Source organism: Roseovarius sp. MMSF_3281, from assembly GCF_030733685.1.
Taxonomy (GTDB): domain Bacteria; phylum Pseudomonadota; class Alphaproteobacteria; order Rhodobacterales; family Rhodobacteraceae; genus Roseovarius.
This window is the reverse complement of the sequence record NZ_JASHIM010000003.1, coordinates 138,841-157,856: the sequence shown is the minus strand read 5'-3', so window position 1 is coordinate 157,856 and position 19,016 is coordinate 138,841. Positions and strand designations below refer to the sequence as shown.

Genomic DNA, 19,016 nt, shown 5'->3' with positions numbered 1-19,016 from the left:
GGTGACACCTGTCAGGTCCAGCTTATATCGCCCAGGAAAATATAGCCTGCGCCGTAGATCGTCTTGATCAGGCGCGGGTTTTTCGGGTCTTCGCGCAGCTTGGTGCGCAGGCGCGAGATGCGTACGTCCATCGCGCGGTCAAAGCTTTCGCCCGCCGCGCCGCCAAGTGCCTCTTGCATCGCATTGCGCGAAATCAGGCGCTTGGGGCGCTCCAGGAACAGGCGCAGCACCTCGCCCTCGGCGTGGGAAAAGGGGGTTTCCGCGCCGGTCTCATCCTCAAGCACGTAGCGGTCGAAATGCGCGGTCCAGCCGTTGAAGCGGGCGGTTTCGCCGGTTTGCGGCGTGCTGCTTTCGCGGCGCAGGCGGGCGCGGATGCGGGCCACCACCTCGGCCGGATCGAAGGGTTTGATGATGTAATCGTCGGCCCCCAGTTCCAGCCCGGTGATCTTGTCCTGCACCTCGGCGCGGCCCGATATGATGATCACGGTGGCGCCTTGTTCCAGCGCGAGCCGGTGAACCAGCGTCAGCCCGTCGCGGTCGGGCAGCGAGAGGTCCACAAGGCAGACATCGGGCGTTGCGCTGCGCAGGGCGGCTTCGAACTCGGTGGCGCGGCCAAAGGCCATGGTTTGAAACCCGGCCTCTTCGAGTGCATCCGCAAGCATGGTGCGAATGGCCGGTTCGTCATCGAGGATGGCGACAAGCGGTTGTGTCATTGTGGGGCATCCGGATTGAGAAAGGCATCAAGGCGCGCCGCGTCGAAGGGCTTTCGGAGGACTGGCGCGGTTTTGCAGGCAGCCTCGTAGAGCGGGTCGCCCGGGGGCAGCGAGGTCATCAGGTAAGCCGGGCAATGCCCCTTGGGCAAGGCTTTGATCAGGTCAAGGCCGGTCTTGTCGCCTTCCAGCGAAATATCGGACAGCAGCGCGGATATCTCGGGCAGTTCTTGCAAGAGCGCGGCGGCTTCGTCGGCGGAGCTGGCCTCGATCACCGTGTGGCCCCGATTGCGGAGCATGTCGCGGATGGTGTCCCGCAAATCGGGGCTGTCTTCCACCAGAAGGACCATTCCCGTGGTGTCCACGGCTTCGGCGCGGCGCATGGGCAACCGGAGCGATACGCGCCCGCCGGTGTCGGTGTTCGACAGCTTCACGCGACCGCCGGCCAATTTGGTCATGTCATAAACCATCGACAGGCCAAGGCCAGAGCCTTCGCCGCCCTTGGTGGTATAGAAGGGATCAAGCGCATGAGTCAGCGCGGATTTCGAAAACCCGGGGCCGGTATCGGTGACGGTGAATTCCAGCCAGGTATCCTGCAAACAGGTGGTGGTGAGCCTGATCGCCCCGTTCGGGCCCACGGCATCGCGGGCGTTGATCACCAGGTTCAGCAGTGAATCCTGCAACATGCCCGCATCCAGCAAGTAATGGCCCGGATGAGCGAGATTGTTGATGGTAAACTCCACGTCGTCGGGCAGGGTGGAGCGGGCCAGAGTTTCCAGATCGTTCAGGAAGGCCGATAGATCGGTGGCCGCCGGGGTGTGTTCACGCGGGCCGGTCATATCGGCAATGCGGTTGAGCAACCCGCCGCCGCGCCGTGCCGCGCCCAGGGTGGCAGAGATCAGGGTTTCGGCCTCTTCTCCCAAATCCATGCGTTGCAGTTTCGATTGCATCCCGAGGATGATGGTCAGCAGGTTGGAGAAATCATGCGCCAGCCCGCTGGTCAGCTGCGCGGCCATTTCGCGGCGGCGTGTCTGTTGCAGGGCCGAGCGTGTCTGCACCTCTTCGGTAATGTCCATCGACAGGATGTAGATCCCGCCCTGGGCATCCTCGGGGGTAAGGGCCACGCGGATGCGGCGGGAACTGGGCTCGTGGGTGAATTCGAAGACCGAAGCTTTGCCGGAGAAGGCATCGTCGAGATAGGGCCTGATCGTGGCATAGGGTTGCGCGCCCAGAACCTCCTCGATGGGCAGGCCGATGATGTCGGATTTGCTGCCGGGCATGACGGCGCTGAGCCGTCGGTTTGAATAGGTATAGCGCCGGTCGGCCCCGACATGCGCGATGTGGGCCGGCATCATCTCGGTGGTCAGGCGTGTGCGCGCCTCAGACGCGGTCAGCTGCCGCTTGGTTTCTTCCAGCGCTGTGATGGTGGAGGAGAGTTCGCGGTTGGTGGCGGCGATTTCTTCGGAATAGGTCAGGAGCTGGCCCGACAGTTCCTCGGACCGGGCGCGCAGCAGGCTTTCCTGCCGTTTGGTGCGGGTGATGTCAGTATAGACAGTCACCCAGCCGCCTTGCGGCAATGGGGTGCCTTCGACGCTGATTGTCCGGCCATTGGCGCGGGTGCGTTCCATGTAATGCGGCTCGAACGCGCGGGCCTGTTCGACACGGGTGCGCACGAATTCGTCCAGGTCCGTCACTTTGCCGTAATCGCCACGTTTGGCCAGAAAATGGATGGTATCGGCAAAGGCGGCCCCCGGTGTCACCAGCCAGTCGGGCAGATCGAACATTTCCTGAAACCGATGATTGCAGACAGCCAGTTGCAGGTCCGCATCATAGATCGAGATGGCCTGCTGGATCAGGTTCAGGCCCGCCATTGTCATGGCATTGGTATCTGTCTTGTGCGAACTCATCGGGTTTTCCTTCGAAAACTGGCTAGCACCATAAAGGGGTGGCGCAAAGCCGTTTCCGCCGCTGTTACAATTCGAAAGGATTGCGAAAACATCAGGTAAAAGTTGACGGCAAGGTTTCCGTCAGCACCCTTAAGGGACGCAAGAATCGCCCAAGCATAGGGCGCGCGGTTCGCTTGGCGGACAATGGGAGGAGAAAACTTGGTACAGTCGTCTCAGGCGGCGGAAGGACTTGCGTCCATTCCGGCGCTATTGCAACGCAACGCCACGCAATACGCATCCAAGATGGCGTATCGCGAAAAGGAATACGGCATCTGGCAGTGCTGGACCTGGGCGGAAACCGAGAAAGAGATCGAGGCGCTTGCGCTTGGATTCATCAATCTGGGCATCAAGGAAGGCGATTTCGTCGCCGTGATCGGGCGTAACCGCCCGCATTTCTATTGGTCGATGGTGGCCGCGCAATCGGTTGGGGCGATCCCGGTGCCGTTGTATCAGGACTCGGCCGCCGAGGAGATGGCCTATGTCATGGATCACTGCGGCGCGCGGTTTGCGATTGTCGAGGATCAGGAGCAGGTCGATAAACTGATCGATATTCAGGACGACCTGCATCAGTTCGAGCATATGATCTATGTCGATCCGCGTGGTTTGCGGAAATACGATCACCACAAGCTGCACACCTTCACCGGCGTTCAGGAACAGGGGCGCGCGGCCTATTGGGAGTTCATCGAGGACCTCAGGGAACGGCGCGAGAAGCTGACGTATGACAGCGTTTGCGTGATGCTTTATACCTCGGGGACGACGGGCAAGCCCAAGGGCGTTGTATTGTCGAACCGCAATATCATCGAGGCCTCGAAATCCTCGGCCGAGTTCGACAACCTGAACAAGGATGACGAGGTTCTGGCCTATCTGCCGATGGCATGGGTGGGCGATTTCATCTTTTCCATCGGGCAGGCCTATTGGACAGGCTTTTGCGTGAACTGCCCGGAAAGTGCCGATACGATGCAGACCGACCTGCGCGAGATCGGGCCGACCTATTACTTTGCCCCGCCGCGTGTGTTCGAAACGCAGTTGACCAACGTGATGATCCGGATGGAAGATGCCGGCCGTTTCAAGAAATGGCTGTTCCACCACTTCATGGAGCATGCCCGCAAGGTGGGCCCGGCCATTCTGGACGGAAAAGCCGTGGGTGGTTGGGACCGTTTGAAGTATTCCCTTGGCAATCTGTTGGTTTACGGGCCGCTCAAGGATACGCTTGGGTTTGGCAACGTGCGTGTGGGCTATACCGCGGGCGAGGCGATCGGGCCGGAAATTTTTGAATTCTACCGCTCGCTGGGGATCAACCTGAAGCAGCTTTACGGCCAGACCGAGGCCAGCGTCTTTATCACCGTTCAACCCGATGGGGAGGTGCGCAACGATACCGTCGGCGTTCCGGCCCCCGGGGTCGAGATCAGGATTGATGAGCGCGGCGAGGTTTTCTATCGCAGCCCCGGCACCTTCGAATATTACTACAAGAACGAGGAAAGCACCAAGAGCACCAAGGACCCCGAAGGATGGGTTGCCACGGGCGATGCGGGCTTTTTCGAAGAAGGCAGCGGGCATTTGCGGATCATCGACCGCGCCAAGGACGTGGGCAAAATGGCCGATGGCCGGATGTTCGCGCCCAAGTACGTGGAAAACAAGCTAAAGTTCTTCCCCAACATTCTGGAAGCGGTGGTGTTCGGCAACCAGCGGGAGCAATGCACGGCCTTTATCAACATCGACCTGACGGCGGTTGGCAACTGGGCCGAGCGGAACAACATCGGCTATGCCTCGTACCAGGAACTGGCCGGTCATCCGCGTGTTCTTGAAACCGTGAAAGAGCATGTCGAGGAAGTGAACCGCAGCCTCTCGGACGATCCGATGCTGGCGCATTGCCAAGTGCATCGCTTCCTGGTGCTGCACAAGGAGTTGGACGCCGACGATGGCGAAATGACCCGCACACGCAAGGTGCGCCGAGGGGTGATTGCCGAGAAGTTCGAGGATCTTCTGGGGGCGCTTTACGATGGGTCGGACGAGATATTTACCACGACCGAAGTGACTTATGAGGATGGGCGCAAGGGGTCTATCAGCGCGACCTTGAAAATCATCGACGCCGAGGTGGTGCCCGTGGAGGCCCCGGGCAAGGTGGCTGCGGAATGATGCAGTTGCGCCCGCACCACTTATCAGGCCTGACGGCCTTCTTCGTGAAGAAAGCCCGGATGGGCGTGATGAACGCATCCTCGCCGAAGGAGAGAACAAATGCTTGACGCCTCAGAAGGGTATACCACCGAGGATGGCCGCAAGATCGGCGGGGTGGTGATGGAGATGAAGAACATCACGCTGCGATTTGGCGGCGTGGTGGCGATCAAGGATATCAGTTTCGATATTCGCGAGGGCGAGATCCGCGCCATCATCGGGCCGAACGGGGCCGGGAAATCTTCGATGCTGAACGTGATCAGCGGGTTCTACAACCCGCAAGACGGTCAGGTTTTCTACAAGGGGGCATTGCGCCCGCAGATGAAGCCGTACCAAGTGGCGCGCCAAGGGATCGCGCGGACCTTCCAGAACATCGCGCTGTTTGACGGTATGTCTGTGCTGGACAACATCATGACCGGCCGTATTCGGCAAATGGATGCCGGTATTTTCGCGCAGGCGATCTGGAAGGGTAAGGCCGAGCGCGAAGAGGTTGAGAACCGCGAAACCGTTGAAAAGATTATTGATTTCTTGGAAATCCAGCACATCCGCAAAACCCCCGTGGGCCGGTTGCCCTATGGTTTGAAAAAACGGGTTGAGCTGGCACGGGCGCTGGCCGCCGAGCCGTCGATCCTGCTTTTGGACGAGCCGATGGCGGGTATGAACGTCGAGGAAAAAGAAGACATGAGCCGCTTTATCCTGGACGTGAACGACGAGTTCGGCACCACGATTGCCCTGATCGAGCATGACATGGGCGTGGTCATGGACCTTTCCGACCGGGTGGTCGTGATGGATTACGGCAAGAAAATCGGTGACGGAACGCCCGATGAAGTGCGCAACAACCAGGCCGTGATCGACGCTTATCTGGGGGTGGCGCATGATTGATTTTTCAATTTCGGAAACACGTCGGTATCGCGCCGGTATGGCGCCAGTGCCGCAGGGAAACACGCAAAACGGAGGCTTGAGCCATGCCTGAACAGTTTGTCTGGGGAATGGAGGTCTTCCTGAATGGCCTGATGGCGGGCGTTCTTTATGCCCTCGTCGCGCTCGGGTTCGTCCTGATCTACAAGGCGTCCGGTATCTTCAATTATGCCCAAGGGGTCATGGCGCTGTTCGCGGCGCTGACCTTGGTGGGGATCATGGAAGGGCAAGTGCCTTTCAGTCACCTGATCAACGCCGTTCTGGGTACCGAGATTCACCACTTTGGCTGGCACGTGCCAGCGGTGTTGGCGATCCTGTTTACCATGGCGGTGATGGTCTTACTGGCTTGGGCGGTGAACCAGTTCGTGTTCCGCCACCTGGTGAACCAAGAGCCGATCATCCTGTTCATGGCGACCATTGGCCTTGCCTATTTCCTTGAAGGTTTTGGCGACATGATGTGGGGCAGTGACATCAAGAATCTGGACGTGGGCCTGCCGCAGGGCATTAACACCAGCATTGACGAGTTCACCTACCAGATTTTCGACTACGGTTTCTTCATCGACAATCTTGACCTCTTTGCCACGGCGATCGCGGCGGCGCTGGTGTTCTCGCTGGTGGTGTTCGCGCAGTACAGCAAACAGGGCCGCGCCATGCGGGCCGTTGCCGATGACCACCAGGCGGCGCTTTCGGTTGGTATCAGCCTGAACTTCATCTGGGTGATGGTCTGGTCGCTGGCCGGCTTCGTGGCGCTGGTCGCGGGCATCATGTGGGGCACGAAATCGGGTGTGCAGTTCAGCCTGTCGCTGATCGCCCTGAAGGCGCTGCCGGTTCTGATGCTGGGCGGCTTTACCTCGATCCCCGGGGCCATCGTGGGTGGCCTGATCATCGGGGTTGGTGAGAAGCTGTTCGAGTTCTCGTTCGGCCAGATGCTGGGCGGGGCGACCGAGAACTGGTTTGCTTATGTTCTGGCGCTGATCTTCCTCGTGTTCCGGCCGCAGGGCCTGTTCGGTGAGAAGATCATCGAGAGGGTGTAGCGATGCAAAAGCTGATTGCGATTGCCAATGTCATCGCGTGGTCGGGGTTCTGGGCCTTTGGGTATCTCGCCCTGACGGCGGGTGTGGACCAGACCGGCCAGATGGTGACGGCCGCGATTTTGGCCGCCTTTGGTGGCGGGGTGGGGATGCTGGCCTTCTTCTGGCTGGTGCGCCACTCGGAGCAGACGGGATATGCCAAGCCCGCAAACCGCGCGGAAAAGCGCGAGGATGACGACGAAATTCATGGGGAGGTTCTGTAATGTTCTATCGTGAGGCGGGGGATTTCAAAACCTCCTATGTCGAGGACGGCCAGACCTTCCCGATCAAATTCGACCGTTACCGGTATTACGCGGTTCTGATCGCGGCCTTTGCCGTGGTGCCCTTTATCATCAATGACTATTGGGTGAACGCGGTCTTCCTGCCGTTCCTGATCTACTCGATCGCGGCGATTGGCCTGAATATCCTTGTCGGCTATTGCGGGCAGGTGAGCCTTGGGACCGGGGGGTTCATGGCCGTGGGGGCTTATGCCTGTTACAAGTTGATGACGGCCTTTCCCGAAGTAAACATCTTCTTTCATGTCATATGCGCGGGCGGGATCACCGCCGGAGTCTGCGTGCTGTTCGGCCTGCCCAGCTTGCGGATCAAGGGGTTCTATCTTGCCGTGGCGACGCTGGCGGCGCAGTTCTTCCTTGTTTGGATGTTCAACCGGGTGTCGTGGTTCTACAACTATTCGGCCTCGGGGCAGATCAACGCGCCGGAACGTACTGTGTTTGGCACGGCTGTGACCGGCGCGGAAACGGCACCTTGGGCGGCCTACCTGTTCTGTCTTGTCTTTACCGTGGCTTGCGCGATCCTGGCGCGAAACCTGACGCGGGGCATGGCGGGCCGCAAGTGGATGGCCATTCGGGATATGGACATTGCCGCCGAGATTATCGGGGTGAACCCGCTGCGTGCAAAGCTAAGCGCCTTTGGCATCTCGGGCTTTTTCGTCGGGATCGCGGGGGCCTTGTTTTTCGCCGTCTATCTTGGCGCGGTCGAGGTCGGCGAGGCCTTTGGCATCACCAAGTCGTTCCTTGTTCTGTTCATGGTGATCATCGGCGGGCTTGGGTCGATCTTTGGCAGCTTTGCCGGGGCGGCCTTTCTCGTGCTTTTGCCGGTGCTCTTGAAAAACCTTCTGGTCGGCACGCTTGGCTGGCCCACGGATTTGGCGGCACATCTGGAATTCATGATCGTCGGGGGCCTTATCGTGATCTTCCTGATCGCCGAGCCCCATGGCCTTGCGCAGCTTTGGCGCGTGGCGAAAGAGAAACTGAGGCTTTGGCCCTTCCCGCACTAGGACGGGCCCGAGAGGAGAAAATGGATCGGGGGCGCGAAACCCCGGCACATCGCAACATCGGAACAACACCAAGGGAGGAAATGAACCGATGAAAAAGACAATCTTTGGCACAGCCGTGGCGGCCGTGATGGCCGCAGCCCCGGCGCTGGCGGATCTGACGATCGTCGATACCAGCTATCGCACCGGGCCTTATGCCGCGAACGGTATCCCGTTCTCGGACGGTTATCAGGATTACTTCACCCTGCTGAACCAGCGTGATGGCGGCATCGGTGGCGAGATGATCAACCTCGTGGAATGCGAGACCGGCTATAACACCGAGAAGGGTGTGGAATGCTACGAGTCGACCAAGGGCGAAGACGCGCTCGTGTACCAGCCGCTTTCGACCGGCATCACCTATCAGCTGATCCCGAAAGCGACTGCTGATGGCATCCCGCTTCACACCATGGGCTATGGCCGGACTTCGGCCAAGAACGGCAAGGTCTTCGAGTGGGTCTTCAACTATCCCGCGAACTACTGGGATGGGGCAAGCCATGCCGTGACCCACATCGTGGAAGAGAACGACGGCGACATCAGCGATAAGACCATCGCGCTTGTCTATCACAACTCGGCGTACGGCAAGGAGCCGATCCGGACCCTTGAGGGCCTGTCCGAAAAGCATGGCTTCGACCTGACCCTGCTGCCGGTGGATCACCCCGGTCAGGAGCAGAAATCCCAGTGGCTGCAAATCCGCCGTGAAAAGCCCGATTACGTGATCATGTGGGGGTGGGGCGTGATGAACCAGGTTGCGATCCAGGAAGCCGTGAACATCCGCTATCCGATGGAAAACTTCATCGGCGTGTGGTGGTCGGGGTCGGAAAACGACGTGAAACCCGCGGGCGAGCGTGCCGATGGCTACAAGGCGCTGACCTTCCACAACATCGGCAGCGACTACCCGGTTTATGACGACATCCAGAAACACGTCGTCGAAACCGGCAATGCCGCCGGTGCGGGCGATCAGATCGGGTCGGTTCTGTATAACCGCGGGATGTATGCCGCGATGCTGGCCGCCGAGGCGATCAAGACCGCGCAGGAGATGCACGGCACTTCGGCGATCAATGCCGCCCAGATGCGCGACGGCATGGAAAACCTTGAAATGACCGAAGAGAAGATGGCCGCACTTGGCCTTCCGAACTTTGGCCCCGAGTTCAAGGTGAGCTGTGAAAACCACGGCGGGAACGGCTTTGGCGCGGTGTCGCAGTGGAATGCCGAGGCGGGTGAGTTCGAACTCATCACCGAGTATTTCCAGTCGGATCAAGACGTGCTTGCGCCGCTGGTCGAGGAAGACTCGAAAGCCTTTGCCGAGGAAAACGGCATCGAAATGCGCTGCAACTGATCAGGTTGTGACGAGATCGGGTGCGGCGGGTCGGCCGCCGCACCCACAGCTTAAAACACCAAGGTTCCGGTCAGGGGACCATGACGGAGATACACCATGCTCGACGCAGGACGCACAGAAGAGACACTGCTTGAGGTCAACAATATCGAGGTGATCTATAACCACGTGATCCTTGTGCTGAAGGGTGTCAGCCTGAGCGTGCCGAAGGGCGGGATCACCGCGCTTCTGGGGGGCAACGGCGCGGGCAAGACAACCACGCTCAAGGCGGTTTCCAACCTTCTGAAATCGGAACGCGGCGAGGTGACGAAGGGGTCGATCACCTATCGCGGCGCGCGGGTGCAAGACCTTGTGCCTTCGGATCTGGTGAAGAAGGGCGTCATTCAGGTCATGGAAGGGCGGCATTGCTTTGAGCACCTGACCGTCGAGGAAAACCTGTTGACAGGCGCTTATACCCGCGGATCGAGCCGGGGTGAGATCGACGCCGATCTGAACATGGTTTACGAATATTTCCCGCGCTTGAAAGAGCGCCGCCGCTCACAGGCGGGCTATACTTCGGGCGGGGAGCAGCAGATGGTGGCCATCGGTCGGGCGCTCATGAGCCGCCCCGAGACCATCCTTCTGGACGAACCCAGCATGGGCCTTGCCCCGCAGCTTGTGGAGCAGATTTTCAACATCGTGAAAAAGCTTAACGAGGAAGAGGGATATACCTTCCTGTTGGCCGAGCAGAACACGAACGTCGCCCTGCGTTTTGCACACTATGGGTACATCCTAGAGTCGGGTCGCGTTGTGATGGATGGCCCGGCCAAGGACCTGCGCGAAAACCCCGACGTGAAGGAGTTTTATCTGGGCATGTCGGACGAGGGGCGCAAATCGTTCCGCGATGTGCGCAGCTACCGCCGCCGCAAGCGGTGGCTGAGCTAAGGGCGCCGAACGGTGGCTACCGTGCAGGGGCGGTCGCCGTGGGTGGGCCAGGCTGAACTGGATTTCGAAAGGGGGCCGATGAGGTGCCTTACATCAATAGGTCAAGTTTCCGCCACGTGGAGCAGAGTGGCACTTGGGGGATGACGGTATGAGCAAATATTTTGATGAACTGGAACGTCGCAGCGCGGATGAGCGGGCCGCAAGCCATGCCCGCGCCCTGCCGGAACAGATCGAGCGCGCCAAGGGCTTGGCGGGCTATGGCGACCGGTTGAAAGCGGTTGATCCGGCGGCGGTCAAGGGCGTGGCTGACTTGGCCGCGTTGCCCGTGTTGCGCAAATCCGACCTTGGCCAGGCGCAGGGGGCCTCGGCGCCCTTCGGCGGGCTGACCACGCGGGCGGCATCGCAGTTTGCCCATATTTTTCAATCGCCTGGCCCGATTTACGAACCGGGTGGTGACAGCCATGACTGGTGGCGTATGGGCCGTTTCCTGCACGCCTGTGGCGTGGGCAAGGGCGACATCGTGCAGAACTGTTTCGGTTACCACCTGACGCCGGCGGGGATGATTTTCGAGAATGGCGCGCGCGCTGTCGGCGCCGCTGTTCTGCCTGCCGGCACTGGCCAGACCGAGCTTCAGGCGCGGGCGGCGCATGATATTGGCGTGACCGCCTATGCGGGGACGCCCGATTACCTGAAGATCATTCTGGACAAGGCCGATGCGATGGGCCTGCCGCTTGGGATTACCAAGGCCGCCGTGGGCGGCGGGGCGCTGTTCCCGTCGTTGCGGCAGGAATACGCGGACCGGGGAATCGCCTGTCTGCAATGTTATGCCACCGCCGATCTTGGCAATATCGCCTACGAAAGCGAGGCGCAGGAAGGGTTGATCATCGACGAGGGTGTGATCGTCGAAATCGTGACCCCCGGCACCGGTGATCCCGTCGCCCCCGGCGAGGTGGGCGAGGTCGTGGTGACCACGCTGAACCCCGATTATCCGCTCATTCGTTTTGCGACGGGGGATTTGAGTGCGATCATGGAAGGCGAAAGCCCCTGTGGCCGTACCAATACCCGCATCAAGGGCTGGATGGGCCGGGCCGATCAGACCACCAAGATCAAGGGCATGTTCGTACGCCCCGAGCAGGTGGCGGCGCTTGTGGCCAAGCATGACGAGATTGCCAAGGCGCGGGTCATTGCCAGCCGCGAAGGCGAGATGGACGTGATGATCGTGCAGATCGAGGCCGCGGGGGGCGATGCGGAGTGCTATGCCGGGTCGGTGGCCGATGCCCTGAAGTTGAAAGGCAAGATCGAGGTCGTGGCCCCCGGAAGCCTGCCCAATGACGGCAAGGTGATCGAGGATCAGCGCAGCTACGACTGAACCAGGAAAAGCCTTTAATCAGAAGCGGTTGGCGTCGTAGGGCGCCATGTCGATATTGGGGTGTCGCCCGCCGAGGCGGTCGGCCAGAAGACGGCCCGTCTTGGGGCCGGCCGTCAGGCCGATGTGCTGATGCCCGAAGGCCGCATGCACCCCGGTTTGGCCGATTTCCCCGATCAAGGGCAGGCTGTCGGGCGTGGACGGGCGGAAGCCCATCCATTCCTCGACATGGTCATAGCTGAGATTCGGGAAGGCGCGTTTGACGTGCTGGTGAATCAGTGCGAGGGGGGCCTTGGAAGGGCCTTTCTCGATCCCGCCCAGTTCAACCGTGCCAGCGCAGCGCAGGCCGTTTTCCATGGGGTTTACCGCGAACTTGCCCTTGGCCACCGTCATCGGGTTGCGGACCATCTGCGAGGGGTTCGAAAAATGCAGGTGATAGCCGCGCTCGGCCTCTAGCGGCACCTTGATCCCCAGCTTGCGCAGTATGGGCTTGGACCAGATGCCGGCGGCCAGCACCGCGGCATCGCAAATCAGGGGGGCGGTATCGGTTTCCACTTGGGTGATGTGGCCATTTTCCAAAGTGATATCAGTAACTTTGGCACGGGCATATGTGCCGCCCTCATCCTCCAGCACGCGCGCAAGATCGGCCATGTAGGCGCCCGGATTAAGGATATGGCCGTGGCCCTTTAGGGTGGCAAGGCACTGGATGCGGGGGCCGAGGATCGGTTCGGCCTCTTGCACGGCGGGGCCTTCCAGAACCTCGGGGATGAAACCGGCCTTGCGCTTGTAGTCCCAGCCAAACTTGTCAGCCTCAAAATCTGCCTTGGTTTCATAGGCATAGCTGAAATTGCTGCTGGCGATCCAGTGTTCGGCGCGGGTGCCGCGCGTCAGGGCGCGGTGTTGGTCAACGCTGTCGGTCAAAAGTGGGATCAGGCTTTGGACCATGTGATCGCAATCGCGCGACTTGGCCACAAAGCGTGCCAGCCACGGCAGCATACGAGGCAGGTAGGACCATTGCATGAACAATGGAGAGTCGGGGTTCGCGAGGTATTTCAGGCCCGTCGTGATGATGTCGGGCGTGTTGACGGGCACCACGGCCCATTGTGCCAGAAGCCCCGCGTTGCCAAAGGAGGCCCCGGCCCCGGGGTGGTCCCGATCCACCAAAGTAACCTCATGGCCCGCGCGGCGCAGCCAGATGGCGGAACTGAGGCCGCAGATACCTGCGCCGATGACGACGATTTTCTTTGGGTGGGTCATGGGCCCTCGGGGTGGTGGTTCGGGGGCATCTAAGCGGAGGTTGCAAGGCACGGCAAGCGGGGAAGTGGCCATCGGGGGTAAGTCATTGCTTTAACGGGAAAACCCCTTGCCGACGTCACTTTTCGAGGCGCGATTCCACCACGTCGAGTACCCCCAGCCAGAAATCCACCTGGTCGTCCGATGCTTTGTTGAAGCGCTGTTGCGCCTCGGACAGGGCCTTGCCGCCGAATTTGCGGATCAGGTCACCTGCAACGCGGACTTGTTCCACCGGGCATCCATCCTCGCGGACCTCCCAGATATTGCTGGCCTCGCCGGTGTTGCGCATTGCCACGCTACAGCGTTCCTGTGGCGCCCAACCAAGCCGTACAACCCCAAGGATATCGCCCAGCAACTGGGGGGCATCGCCGAAATAGGAATGCCCAAGCGCGTCGGCTTCGATCTGCGAGGCGTCCACCGTGTCGAGCCCGGCCAAGTGCATGATCTCGCCATTGGCATCACCCAATCTATACCCCCCGTTTAGCCGCCGCGAGACCTGCAACGCCAAATCATGGCGCGAGGCATAGAGGGTGATGCCATCCGCATTGTCACGAATGCTGCTGAAACGTGCCTGGAACCCCGCGCGATCGACATCCGGTGCAGCGAGGATCAGTTGCCCGATCCGCCGATCCGGATTGCGCAAAAGAAAGGTTTCCAGCGCCTCCAGGGCGTAGCGATTGCCCATGGAGTGCGCGATGATGTGAAGCTTACCTTCGCCGCGCGTGGCGATCTCAAGAAATTCTTCCATGGCCGAGCGCGAGGGCACCACGTTGTTGGCATCGTTGAGGTAGCCATAGATCGAAGATTTCGACGGCCAGCTATAGTACATCGCCTGCCCCGGAAATTCGAGGTCAAAGGCCAGTTGCGCCGCGCGCAACGCGCCATCGTGAAACGACACATTATACCCGTGCACAAACAGCAACCGGTCGGCCTCGTCACAACAGCCTTCGGCAAAGGCATCATTGGTCAGTTCTTCCAGCTTGGCCAGAACGACGTGCTTGTTCGGATCAAGATGGTCCGTAAAAAACCAACCCGACGGCCGCTCGATAAGCCCTGCCAGATGCCCCGGGGGAATCGTAACAGTGAGCTTGCCGAGGCTCAAACCGCCCAGATCCGTGCCGTAAAACTGCGAGGGGTCGGTTGAACCGGTTGCCACCCGGTTGGTCCCGTACCAAAGGTCAATCGCAGTTGGTTCACGTTTGTTCGGAACGTCCCGGAGTTGCCGTGGCCCCGCCAGTATCGCGGCACGAAAATCGGCAATGCGTGGCAGCAAGTTGGGCCGCAGTTTTTCCGCACGCGGCTCCAGGTTTTCCAACCGCGCCAGCAAAGCCGGGTTTTCCTCGCCCAATCGCGCCGCAGCCGTGTCAAAGGCCAGCAAGGCATATGTCAGCGCCTCGGCTTCTTGCCCAAGCAGATCGTGCACCGCGACCAACAAGTCCAGGGCCTGCGTCAACCTCGGATCGGTTTGCGCAAGTTGATCGGCCAACGGGTCCAGATAGTCTTTTGCGCGCAATCCCTCGCCGGCATCCAGGGCAGCACGGCCAAAGATCAGCCTGAGATCAGGATCATCCGCCTGTGCCAAGATGGTGTCGGCCATGGCAAACGCGGCCTGTGGATCGTCCTGGTACAGTGCTTCATACTCGGCAAATGCTTCGATCAGCGCGATTTGCGGAAGTTTCGTGGCCTCTTGCGCCGTGGCATTTCCGGCCCAGATGACACCAAGGATCAGCGCCATGACTTTCACGTGTTTCATCAAGCAACTCCTGGCCCGGTAGGATTGAGTTTCCCACGAATATACCCGCCACCTTCGGCAAGTGCCCATATCGCCCCGCCAGTGGCGACAAGTGTTGCGGGGATGGCTGAGGCCCGCAAATACATGACGCGTCCCTGTGATGGCTCCATGTTGTCAAGGTACGGTCGGCGCAGCGCGTCGCGCAAGTACGGAATCGGCAATACCGTCTGATTGCTGTTCGGAGTTGCGGGCGATCACGTTATCATCGCCAAAAGAAAAGGCCCCGCCGGGTGGCGAGGCCTTGAAATTCGGATCCGTCCGGATCAGCCCTGACGGGCTTTGAACCGACGCTGAGTCTTGTTGATGACATAGACGCGGCCTTTGCGGCGCACGACCCGGCAGTCACGGTGCCGGTTCTTCAGCGAGCGGAGCGAGTTCTTGACCTTCATGGTCTTCTCCTACTTTGTCGCGGCGCGGGCCAGCGCCTGGGGTTACGGGCGTTCCGCGCGAGAGGCGAAACAGTGAATTCATGGTGGGCGATACTAGGTTCGAACTAGTGACCCCTTCGATGTCAACGAAGTGCTCTACCGCTGAGCTAATCGCCCATGAATACCTTTGCGGATCCGCCCCAACGAATAGGGGCGCGGAATCCCGCGCCAGTAGGCCGGGTCTATAAAAGGAGTCGGCGGGGGGATCAAGGGCTTTTAGAAACACATTTTCAGTCTATGATGCAATGCAACAGGAGGGACGGATGCCAAAGGCCGCATTTCATCTGACGCACCCCGAGCGACGGACCACCAGCGTGGTCTTTGCCTCGCCCCACAGCGGGCGGGATTATCCATGGTCTTTCCTGCGCAAGACGGCCCTTGATCAGCACCAGGTGCGGTCATCGGAAGATGCTTTCGTGGATGACCTGTTTGAGGCGGCGCCCCGTTTCGGTGCGCCTTTGCTGAAGGCAGGAGCGCCGCGCGCTTACGTGGATTTGAACCGGAGCGCCGATGAACTGGACCCGGCACTGATCGAAGGGGTTGGCAAGTTACGGCATAATCCGCGCGTTGCCTCGGGGCTGGGGGTGATCCCGCGCGTCGTGGCCAACGGTCGCGCGATTTATACCGGCAAACTGCAACGCGCCGAGGCCGAGCGGCGTATTGACACCTATTGGCGGCCCTACCACGAGGCCTTGGCCGGGCAACTGGATCAGGCGCAAACGATTTTTGGGCAGTCGGTTCTTCTGGATTGTCATTCGATGCCGCACGAGGCGATGGATTCGGTGGTGCGCATGGGGGCCAGGCGGCCCGAAGTGGTCTTGGGCGATCGTTTCGGCGCCTCGGCCAGTGACGAGGTGGTCAGCCGGATCGAGGCGGCCTTTCAGGCGGCGGGGCTTATCGTGGTGCGTAACACGCCCTTTGCCGGTGCCTATATCACGCAGCGTTATGGCCGCCCCTCGCGCGGTCGCCATGCCGTGCAGATCGAGATTGACAGGGCGCTTTACATGAACGAGCAGTTGATCCGCCCGAACGGCAATTTCGAAGGCTTCAAGCGATTGCTGGAAGGGGTGATCGCGGAATTGGTCCAGATCGGCAGCCCGAAATCGACGCCCCTCGCGGCCGAATGACATCAGGTTTGGGGCAGTAACCAAGCCTCCAGATAAACCGACAGCCGGTCTTCCAAGGGCATTTCATTGTTGATCGTGCAGAAGTCCAGGGCGAGGGCCTGAATGGCGAAGGCCTGTATGCCTTCGCCCAGAAGCCCGGCGGAGATGTCTTTGCGGAAAGGCGCATCTTCGAGGAGTTTTGTGAACACCTCGTCCTGGCGCGCGAAGGTGAGCGCGATGGGGCCATGAAGTGGCTGACAAAGGCAATGAGTTCTGAAGCGAGACCGCGGCGAACCCCCCTGTTTGCACGGTGAGAATGGTGAGGACGCCGGGTATCCGACATATCTTGCCTTGATGCCTGCGCCGCTTGCCGTGGGTCGCCTTCAGCAGGGCCTCCACCTTGCTCAAAGCGCCGGGTGGTCGAACACCCCTTGCGGAGCAAACAAGGCGGGATGAAGCTAAAAATTCTCCCTCATGACCAAACATGCCCCGCGCACCCCGGGGGCCGGTCAATGTTCCCGAAAGAGCCGCCCCAAACCGGGTAGGGCATCACCTATCCCGGCCAGCCGCAGGCAATCCCAGAGAAGGGCCTGATTGGAGCAGATCACCGGCTTGCCCAGATCCTGCTCGATACGGTCCACCACCTCGATACTGCGCAGGGCACCGCAACTCAGCAGTACGGCGTCGGCCTCTGCGCGGTCGATGGCGCGGGCGTAATCGGCGATGTAATCGGGTGCTACGCGGGTCATCTCGGTGTCGTAATGCAAGCCCATGCCATGGGCGGCCAGCACCTCGAACCCGGCCCCTTCGAGATAGCGCACCACGTTGGCGTTCAACTCGGGGATATAGGGGCTGCCAAGGACCAACCGCTTGACCCCCATCGCCGAAAGCGCCTTGCGCACCGCCCCCGCAAGCGAAGTGGGTTTGGCCCCCGGCACCGCGCGGGCAAGTTCGGCGTGGGTGACATCCTCGCCCAAGGCCACGGTGCCAGAGGTGCAGGCATAGGCCACCACGTCCAGCCCATCGTCGGGCAGGATACGGGCCGCCGTTTCGGCCAGCGACCCGCGCACCTGGCCCAAGCTTTCGGTGGAAATCTCGCGCGGCATGACCACGCGGGAAAAATAGGTGCCGACACCTTCGGGCACGAGGCGCGTCATCTCGGCCTCGGTGGTCTGTTCGTTGGGAATGAGGACAAAGCCGATCTTGGCGCGGGCGTTCAACCCGTCGTCAAAGCGTGGCTGTGCGAGGATGGCCTCGCGTTCTGCCTGATCAAGATCCTTGGCCATGGGGCTATATTCCGACGGGTGAAGCCATTTGTAAATGCGCTTGTACTTTGTCGCGAAGTGGCCGGGAAAAGGCGCAATCAGGACAGGTCTGCCGCAGGCCCCCGCCGACCATTTCCCGCGAAACAGGAAGGATCAGCAGCATGCACAGCAACCCGTTCTGTGACGCCGAATTGGATCGCCGCCTCGCCGCGACGCGCAAGGCCATGGCGGAAAGGGGCGTTGATATCGCGCTTTTGTCCTCGCCCGAGAATATCTTTTACCTGATCGGGCTGGACCACTGGGGGTATTTCGCGCCGCATGTCCTGATCGTACCGGCGACGGGCGATATGACCCTGATCACACGACAGATGGAGCACGTGGCCATTCGCAACATGGTGCGCAATGCCGCCTTCCTGGGCCACAGCGATTCCGAGTCTGCCGCAGACGTTTTGCTGCGCCATATGGCGGGCAGGGCGGCGGGCAAGACCGTGGGGGTCGAGGAAATGTCCCCGGGCCTTGCCTATGGCATGGGCGCACGGATCAAGGCGGGGCTTGAGGTGGGCGCGTGGCAGGACATCACCGGCATGGTCGATCACCTGCGGCTGGTCAAATCGCCCGAGGAGCAGGGCTTCATGCGGCGCGCGGCCAAGGCCGCCGATGCAGGCACGCAAGCCGCGATTGCCGCCGTGCACGATGGCGCGGCCGAGGCCGATGTGGCTGCCGAATGCCTCTCCGCCATGACCCGCGCGGGCGGAACGCCGCCCGGCTTTGGCCCCTTCCTGCGCCCCGCCGCGCGGATGGCCGAAGAGCACACAAGCTGGGGCGAGGGGGTGCATCGCGAGGCGGTGTTCCTGGAAATCGCCGGATGTGTCGCGCGCTATAACGCGCCCATGGGGCGGCTGGTGAATATCGGCGGAATCTCCGATGAGGACGCCGAGATGGCCGATCTTGCGCAACGCGCCTTTGCCGCCACGCTGGCGGCGCTCAAGCCAGGGGTCACGGCCAAGGATGTTTACAACGGCTGGCAGGCGGTGGTGGATGCGGCAGGCATGCCCGAGTATCGCCGCCATCACTGCGGCTACCTGGTGGGCATCGGCTTTCCGCCCTCGTGGACGGGTGGGCCACGGGTGACCGGCCTGCGGCATGATTCCGATCTGCTGATGGAAGCGGGCATGACCTTCCACCTGATGTCATGGTTCACCGAAACCGGGCGCGGCAATTTCTTTGTTTCCAACACCGTGCTTTTGGGGCCGGACGGGGCGGAATGCCTGACCACCACGCCGACCGGCCCGCATATCGCCTGAAGCGGCGCAAACCGGACACACCCGGCAGGCGAGTGTCATCTGCCAACTGGTCA

The 19,016-nt window shown here is 60.9% G+C and carries 17 protein-coding genes and 1 tRNA gene; 10 read left to right on the top strand and 8 right to left on the bottom strand.

The genetic code is table 11. The annotated features are described in order from the left end of the window. Nucleotides 1–11: 11 nt before the first annotated feature. Both RBB32_RS05830 and RBB32_RS05825 read right to left on the bottom strand, forming a co-directional pair. On the bottom strand, nucleotides 12–713 hold the full coding sequence (locus tag RBB32_RS05830; RefSeq protein ID WP_306151753.1) for a response regulator transcription factor: 702 nt from the start codon (nucleotides 711–713) through the stop codon (nucleotides 12–14). Then, nucleotides 710–2,617: a PAS-domain containing protein gene (locus RBB32_RS05825; protein WP_306151752.1), complete on the bottom strand. Its 1,908-nt coding sequence runs from the start codon at nucleotides 2,615–2,617 to the stop codon at nucleotides 710–712. Before RBB32_RS05825 ends, RBB32_RS05830 begins: the two co-directional genes overlap by 4 nt. A gap of 183 nt (nucleotides 2,618–2,800) precedes the next feature. On the opposite strand from RBB32_RS05825, the gene RBB32_RS05820 reads away from it, so the two are divergent. The 8 genes from RBB32_RS05820 (at nucleotide 2,801) to RBB32_RS05785 (ending at nucleotide 11,778) form a co-directional block, all read left to right on the top strand. Then, nucleotides 2,801–4,792: an AMP-binding protein gene (locus RBB32_RS05820; protein WP_306151751.1), complete on the top strand. Its 1,992-nt coding sequence runs from the start codon at nucleotides 2,801–2,803 to the stop codon at nucleotides 4,790–4,792. 99 nt (nucleotides 4,793–4,891) lie between these two features. Continuing rightward, nucleotides 4,892–5,710: an ABC transporter ATP-binding protein gene (locus RBB32_RS05815; RefSeq protein ID WP_306151750.1), complete on the top strand. Its 819-nt coding sequence runs from the start codon at nucleotides 4,892–4,894 to the stop codon at nucleotides 5,708–5,710. 83 nt (nucleotides 5,711–5,793) lie between these two features. Beyond that, entirely contained in the window at nucleotides 5,794–6,780 is a 987-nt protein-coding gene (locus RBB32_RS05810; RefSeq protein ID WP_306151749.1) for a branched-chain amino acid ABC transporter permease, read from the top strand. Between the two features lie 2 nt (nucleotides 6,781–6,782). Next, nucleotides 6,783–7,040, top strand: a complete 258-nt coding sequence (locus RBB32_RS05805) for a hypothetical protein (RefSeq protein ID WP_306151748.1) — start codon at nucleotides 6,783–6,785, stop codon at nucleotides 7,038–7,040. Continuing rightward, a complete protein-coding gene (locus RBB32_RS05800) occupies nucleotides 7,040–8,116 on the top strand; it encodes a branched-chain amino acid ABC transporter permease (protein WP_306151747.1) in 1,077 nt (358 codons plus the stop codon). The genes RBB32_RS05805 and RBB32_RS05800 overlap by 1 nt, the downstream gene beginning before the upstream one ends. An 88-nt stretch (nucleotides 8,117–8,204) precedes the next feature. Further along, nucleotides 8,205–9,488, top strand: a complete 1,284-nt coding sequence (locus RBB32_RS05795; RefSeq protein WP_306151746.1) for an ABC transporter substrate-binding protein — start codon at nucleotides 8,205–8,207, stop codon at nucleotides 9,486–9,488. Between the two features lie 96 nt (nucleotides 9,489–9,584). Beyond that, the gene (locus tag RBB32_RS05790; RefSeq protein WP_306151745.1) at nucleotides 9,585–10,409 is read left to right on the top strand and encodes an ABC transporter ATP-binding protein; all 825 of its coding nucleotides are present in this window, start codon (nucleotides 9,585–9,587) and stop codon (nucleotides 10,407–10,409) included. 148 nt (nucleotides 10,410–10,557) lie between these two features. Further along, the gene (locus RBB32_RS05785; protein WP_306151744.1) at nucleotides 10,558–11,778 is read left to right on the top strand and encodes a phenylacetate--CoA ligase family protein; all 1,221 of its coding nucleotides are present in this window, start codon (nucleotides 10,558–10,560) and stop codon (nucleotides 11,776–11,778) included. 18 nt (nucleotides 11,779–11,796) lie between these two features. Here RBB32_RS05785 and RBB32_RS05780 read toward each other — a convergent pair whose 3' ends face one another. The 4 genes from RBB32_RS05780 to RBB32_RS05765 form a co-directional block, all read right to left on the bottom strand. After that, a complete protein-coding gene (locus tag RBB32_RS05780) occupies nucleotides 11,797–13,032 on the bottom strand; it encodes an FAD-binding oxidoreductase (RefSeq protein WP_306151743.1) in 1,236 nt (411 codons plus the stop codon). A gap of 115 nt (nucleotides 13,033–13,147) precedes the next feature. After that, nucleotides 13,148–14,821: an alpha/beta hydrolase gene (locus RBB32_RS05775; protein ID WP_306151742.1), complete on the bottom strand. Its 1,674-nt coding sequence runs from the start codon at nucleotides 14,819–14,821 to the stop codon at nucleotides 13,148–13,150. Between the two features lie 302 nt (nucleotides 14,822–15,123). Next, entirely contained in the window at nucleotides 15,124–15,249 is a 126-nt protein-coding gene (gene ykgO / locus RBB32_RS05770) for a type B 50S ribosomal protein L36 (protein WP_008562923.1), read from the bottom strand. Between the two features lie 81 nt (nucleotides 15,250–15,330). Then, nucleotides 15,331–15,405 (bottom strand) — tRNA-Val (locus tag RBB32_RS05765). A 146-nt stretch (nucleotides 15,406–15,551) separates the two neighbouring features. Between RBB32_RS05765 and RBB32_RS05760 the strand changes: the two genes are divergently transcribed. Beyond that, nucleotides 15,552–16,415 carry an N-formylglutamate amidohydrolase gene (locus tag RBB32_RS05760; RefSeq protein ID WP_306151741.1) on the top strand — a complete coding sequence of 288 codons (864 nt, stop codon included), beginning with the start codon at nucleotides 15,552–15,554 and terminating at the stop codon, nucleotides 16,413–16,415. A gap of 2 nt (nucleotides 16,416–16,417) precedes the next feature. Here RBB32_RS05760 and RBB32_RS05755 read toward each other — a convergent pair whose 3' ends face one another. Continuing rightward, nucleotides 16,418–16,603, bottom strand: a complete 186-nt coding sequence (locus tag RBB32_RS05755; RefSeq protein ID WP_306151740.1) for a hypothetical protein — start codon at nucleotides 16,601–16,603, stop codon at nucleotides 16,418–16,420. A gap of 300 nt (nucleotides 16,604–16,903) precedes the next feature. Continuing rightward, the gene (locus tag RBB32_RS05750) at nucleotides 16,904–17,680 is read right to left on the bottom strand and encodes an arylmalonate decarboxylase (RefSeq protein ID WP_306151739.1); all 777 of its coding nucleotides are present in this window, start codon (nucleotides 17,678–17,680) and stop codon (nucleotides 16,904–16,906) included. 140 nt (nucleotides 17,681–17,820) lie between these two features. Between RBB32_RS05750 and RBB32_RS05745 the strand changes: the two genes are divergently transcribed. Next, entirely contained in the window at nucleotides 17,821–18,963 is a 1,143-nt protein-coding gene (locus RBB32_RS05745) for a Xaa-Pro peptidase family protein (protein ID WP_306151738.1), read from the top strand. Nucleotides 18,964–19,016: the final 53 nt, after the last annotated feature.

Excerpts from the sequence above, each read along its gene's own strand:
- RBB32_RS05830 (WP_306151753.1), bottom strand. The coding sequence starts at position 713 with ATGACACAACCGCTTGTCGCCATCCTCGATGACGAACCGGCCATTCGC.
- RBB32_RS05825 (WP_306151752.1), bottom strand. The coding sequence starts at position 2,617 with ATGAGTTCGCACAAGACAGATACCAATGCCATGACAATGGCGGGCCTG.
- RBB32_RS05820 (WP_306151751.1), top strand. The coding sequence starts at position 2,801 with ATGGGAGGAGAAAACTTGGTACAGTCGTCTCAGGCGGCGGAAGGACTT.
- RBB32_RS05815 (WP_306151750.1), top strand. The coding sequence starts at position 4,892 with ATGCTTGACGCCTCAGAAGGGTATACCACCGAGGATGGCCGCAAGATC.
- RBB32_RS05810 (WP_306151749.1), top strand. The coding sequence starts at position 5,794 with ATGCCTGAACAGTTTGTCTGGGGAATGGAGGTCTTCCTGAATGGCCTG.
- RBB32_RS05805 (WP_306151748.1), top strand. The coding sequence starts at position 6,783 with ATGCAAAAGCTGATTGCGATTGCCAATGTCATCGCGTGGTCGGGGTTC.
- RBB32_RS05800 (WP_306151747.1), top strand. The coding sequence starts at position 7,040 with ATGTTCTATCGTGAGGCGGGGGATTTCAAAACCTCCTATGTCGAGGAC.
- RBB32_RS05795 (WP_306151746.1), top strand. The coding sequence starts at position 8,205 with ATGAAAAAGACAATCTTTGGCACAGCCGTGGCGGCCGTGATGGCCGCA.
- RBB32_RS05790 (WP_306151745.1), top strand. The coding sequence starts at position 9,585 with ATGCTCGACGCAGGACGCACAGAAGAGACACTGCTTGAGGTCAACAAT.
- RBB32_RS05785 (WP_306151744.1), top strand. The coding sequence starts at position 10,558 with ATGAGCAAATATTTTGATGAACTGGAACGTCGCAGCGCGGATGAGCGG.
- RBB32_RS05780 (WP_306151743.1), bottom strand. The coding sequence starts at position 13,032 with ATGACCCACCCAAAGAAAATCGTCGTCATCGGCGCAGGTATCTGCGGC.
- RBB32_RS05775 (WP_306151742.1), bottom strand. The coding sequence starts at position 14,821 with ATGAAACACGTGAAAGTCATGGCGCTGATCCTTGGTGTCATCTGGGCC.
- ykgO (WP_008562923.1), bottom strand. The coding sequence starts at position 15,249 with ATGAAGGTCAAGAACTCGCTCCGCTCGCTGAAGAACCGGCACCGTGAC.
- RBB32_RS05760 (WP_306151741.1), top strand. The coding sequence starts at position 15,552 with ATGCCAAAGGCCGCATTTCATCTGACGCACCCCGAGCGACGGACCACC.
- RBB32_RS05750 (WP_306151739.1), bottom strand. The coding sequence starts at position 17,680 with ATGGCCAAGGATCTTGATCAGGCAGAACGCGAGGCCATCCTCGCACAG.
- RBB32_RS05745 (WP_306151738.1), top strand. The coding sequence starts at position 17,821 with ATGCACAGCAACCCGTTCTGTGACGCCGAATTGGATCGCCGCCTCGCC.